The sequence below is a fragment of the Streptomyces sp. genome (assembly GCF_035563135.1).
GTDB lineage: Bacteria > Actinomycetota > Actinomycetes > Streptomycetales > Streptomycetaceae > Streptomyces.
In genome coordinates, this window is record NZ_DATMVN010000029.1 from 1 (window position 1) to 3,297 (window position 3,297).

Here is a 3,297-nt window from a genome sequence, read left to right on the forward strand (position 1 = left end):
CCGGTGAGTTCGGGCGAACTCGGCGACCTGGGGGTCGAACAGTCCGGTGGTCAGTGCCCAGCGACGGGCCGCGGACGAGCACGGAGGCGTCGGCCAGGCCGTCCCTCGGCGGCGTGCAGCCGCGCGGTCATGCGGCTCCGCTCAGGGCATGCCGGCGAGGTCCGGATCGCCTCGACGTCCGCCCGCCGCCGCACCGCTCCTCGCCGTACTCAGGGGTTCGCCGACAGTGCCGACGGGTGCTCGGTGAGCGGGGTGACCTGGACGGTCATGAAGGGGAAGAGCGGCAGGTTCCACAGGATCTCGTGCAGCGCGTCGCTGGAGTCGACGTCGAACACGCTGATGTTGCTGTACTGGCCGACCACCCGCCACAGGTGCACCCAGGTGCCCTGGCGCTGCAGTTCCAGTGCCCGGGCCTTCTCGGTGGTCACCAGCCGGGTGCGCTCGTCGGGGTCGAGGTCGCGGGGGATGGCGACGTCCATGCGGACGTGGAACAGCATGTCAGCTCCTCGAGGACCGGGGGCGGGTGCGGCCCCGTCGACTCCCCGGCCTCTGCAGGGCCGAGCCGCGGGCGTGCGAGCGGTGGGGCACGGAGGTCCGCTGTCAGGCGGCTGCCGTCGCCTCGTCGCGCTCGAGGACGAAGTCGTACTCGACGCGACTCGTGCCGTCGCCGGCGTCCTGCGGGTCCAGGATGAGCTCGGGCTTGACCGCGGAGGCGACGTCGCTGTCGAGCCACTCGCCGCCGGTGAAGTACAGCTGGGTGGTGATCGCCCGGTGGCCCGGGGCGCTGACGATGAGGTGCAGGTGTGCCGGGCGCCACGGGTGCCAGCCGGCGGCCTCGATCAGCTTGCCGGTCGGGCCGTCGGTCGGGATCTGGTACGGCGCGGGCTGGATGGTGCGGATCTCGAACCGGCCCTCGTCGTCGGCCACGACGAGACCGCGCAGGTTGCCCTCGGGCAGGTGCGGGGCGAAGCCGGAGTAGTAACCGTCGTCGTCGGCCTGCCAGATGTCGATCTCCGCGCCGGCGATGGGGTTGCCCTCCACGTCCCGGACCTGCCCCGCGAAGACCAGCCGGCTGCCCTTCTCGTCCTCGCGCATGGGCAGGGTGGCCGGGGAGGGGAGCCGCTTCTGGCCGGGCAGGTAGTAGGGGCCCAGGATGGTGCCCTTGGTGCCCTGCTGGGTCTCGGCCTGCACCTCCTCGACGACGTGCTCGACGAAGACGTCGAGGAACAGCGGCCACTCGCCGCCCTCGCCGACCTCGATCATCCAGGCCTTGGCGGCCTGGAACTCCGGATAGGTGACCTTGTGCTCCCGGATGGCCGTGTGCACGCCGTCCAGGACCGCCCGGACCACCGCGTCGACCCGCTCCGGCGGCACCTGACGGGCGGCCTGGTACATCTCACCGCTCAGGAACGACTGCGTTGCACTGGCGCCCGAACCGGCCGCGGTGGGGCTCTGCTGGGTGTCGGTCATGGCTGTGCTCCTCGGAGATCGGCGCGGGACTCCGACCGCGCCTCATGGGCCAGGCCTGCAGTGTCCGGAGTGGAGTGGTGCCATCGTCGCGGACGCGGTGGGGGCAGTCCAGCCGTTCGGGTCGCGCGGCGTCCCTGACCAGGTCAGGAGCCACGTCCGGCCCGTCCCTCCGTCTGAATGCGTGGCCATTGTGGAGGACCTCCGTCCGAGCCGCGGGTGGAGACGCGATCGAGGCGCGAAGACCTGGCCACACCTCTACGCTGCAGTGACCCAGGTCACAGCGCAGCGCACGCCGGGCTGCTCCGGGCCACACGGGAGGTGGCCGTGGTGATCGAGTCGATCGGGAGCGGCCGCGGCGCTCGCGTGGGACGCCGGCGACCGCTGTCGACCCGAACGGCTCGAGGACCTCCCCCGCACCCGGCGGAGTCGCAGCTCCGCACGCCCGACGCTCACCCCGGTGACGGGTGCAGCGCCCCACGGAGAACGCCCGCACCAGCACTCCCCAGGAGGTCCGCGATGTCACTCGCCACGGGCAGCTCTCCGGACGCCGCCACGGAGCCGACCCCGGAGCAGGAGGCCCGGCGCCGCCGTACCGTCGCCTGGGTCGTCGCGCTGGCCACCCTCGGACTCGTCTTCGACGGGTACGACCTGGTCGTCTACGGCACCGTCGTCCCGCTGTTCCTCGCCGATCCCGGTGAGATCGGGCAGGTCACCCCCGGTGTCGCCGGCGCGCTGGGCAGCTATGCGCTGTTCGGCGTGCTCGTGGGGGCCCTGCTCGCCGGCAGCGTCGCCGACATCGTGGGCCGTCGCAAGGTCATGCTCACGGCGTACGCGTGGTTCTCCGTCGGCATGGGCGTGACCGCCCTGATGAACAGCACCGGCGGGTTCGGGCTGATGCGGTTCCTCACCGGCATCGGCGTCGGGGCCCTGGTGGCCACCACCGGCGCCCTGGTGGCGGAGTACGCGCCGCCGGGCAGGAAGAACCTCGCCAACGCCATCACCTACTCCGGCGTGCCCATCGGGAGCCTGCTGGCCGCACTGCTGGCGATCCTGCTGCTGGGCCAGATCGGCTGGCGCGGCATGTTCTGGATCGGCGCCCTCCCGTTGGTGACGCTGCTGCCGCTCGCCGTGGTCAAGATGCCGGAGTCGCCGAGCTGGCTGGCGTCCCGCGGTCGCACGGAGGAGGCCCGCAGACTCTCCGAACGGACCGGCGTGCCGATCGTGGCTGCGTCCATCGCTGCGTCCGGCCCCGCAGCCGCCGGCGCCGCGGCGCCGGTCCGCCGGGAGCGGGCGGGTTTCGCCGGCCTGTTCGGCCGCCAGTACTGGTTCCCCACCGCGGTACTGGGGCTCATGAGCGCCACCGGACTCATCCTCGTGTACGTCCTGAACACCTGGCTCCCCGAGCTCATGGGCCGCGCCGGGTACTCGACGCAGGGCTCGCTGTCCTTCCTCCTCGTGCTCAACGGCGGGGCGGTCGTCGCGGCCCTGCTGGCGTCCCGGCTCGCCGACCGGTTCGGGCCCAAGATGGTGGTCGTCGGGTCCTTCCTGTTCGGCGCGGTCGGCCTGCTGATGCTCACCGTCGACGCCCCGCTGGCGCTGCTCCTGCTCTTCGTCGCGATCGTCGGGGCGGGCACCAGCGGCACCCAGATCCTCATCTACGGCTTCGTGGCGAACTACTACCGGCCGAACGTGCGCGGCGCGGGCGTGGCGTGGTGTGCCGGGTTCGGGCGGCTGGGCGGGGTCGCGGGCCCCCTGGTGGGTGGTCTCCTCGTCGCCGCTGGGCTCGGGCTGGAGGCGATCTTCTACGTGCTCACCGGCCTGGCCGCC

At 72.6% G+C, this 3,297-nt stretch carries 3 protein-coding genes; 1 reads left to right on the plus strand and 2 read right to left on the minus strand.

Annotation, left to right across the window (positions count from 1 at the left end; translation table 11 throughout):
* Positions 1-209: 209 nt before the first annotated feature.
* Both catC and catA read right to left on the minus strand, forming a co-directional pair.
* Positions 210-497: a muconolactone Delta-isomerase gene (gene catC / locus VN520_RS01495; protein WP_325744984.1), complete on the minus strand. Its 288-nt coding sequence runs from the start codon at positions 495-497 to the stop codon at positions 210-212.
* A 103-nt stretch (positions 498-600) separates the two neighbouring features.
* Positions 601-1,470 (minus strand): catechol 1,2-dioxygenase, encoded by an 870-nt coding sequence (gene catA / locus VN520_RS01500; RefSeq protein ID WP_325744985.1) that lies wholly within the window; start codon positions 1,468-1,470, stop codon positions 601-603.
* A 516-nt stretch (positions 1,471-1,986) separates the two neighbouring features.
* On the opposite strand from catA, the gene VN520_RS01505 reads away from it, so the two are divergent.
* Positions 1,987-3,297, plus strand: a 1,311-nt coding sequence (locus VN520_RS01505; RefSeq protein WP_325744986.1) for an aromatic acid/H+ symport family MFS transporter, incomplete at its 3' end; no start/stop codon positions are given.